At 39.5% G+C, this 519-nt stretch carries 2 pseudogenes; both read left to right on the plus strand.

Annotation, left to right across the window (positions count from 1 at the left end):
- Positions 1–87 (plus strand): annotated as a pseudogene (locus tag R7R78_RS29465) (S24 family peptidase); the annotation flags it as partial.
- Positions 87–519, plus strand: a pseudogene (locus tag R7R78_RS29470) (DNA polymerase V subunit UmuC); the annotation flags it as partial. The pseudogenes R7R78_RS29465 and R7R78_RS29470, both read left to right, overlap by 1 nt.

Consider the following 519-nt stretch of genomic DNA (forward strand, 5'->3'; position numbering starts at 1 on the left):
TAAGATACATTTTCGATTGAAGGTGTAGTGATTCGATCTATCCGTTGTCACCGCCCAAGCTATTTACTCTCATCTCGTAGAAAATAATGTTTGCCCTAGTTGATGCTAATTCCTTTTATTGTAGTGCTGAACAAGTTTTTAGACCCGAGTGGAGAGGTAAGCCCGTAATCGTTCTGTCGAATAATGATGGCTGTGTCGTTGCATCTAATCGTCAAGCTAAAGAAGCAGGTATAGCAAAGTTTAAACCTTACTTTGAAGTCAAAGCGTTGTGTGAGTTAAAAGGTGTAATTGCTCTATCATCTAATTATGAACTTTACGCAGATTTGTCGTCCAAAATGATGGATGTCATCGGGCGGTTTGCGCCTGAACAATATGTATACTCCATTGATGAATCATTTCTTTCCTTTCATCGCTGCTTTCCTGCAATTAAAGACTTACGAGAACATGGCTCTTTAATCCGACGAACAGTTTGGAAAGAGTGTCGATTACCAGTATGTATAGGTATGGGATCAACGCTAA

This window comes from Vibrio sp. 2134-1 (assembly GCF_033339495.1).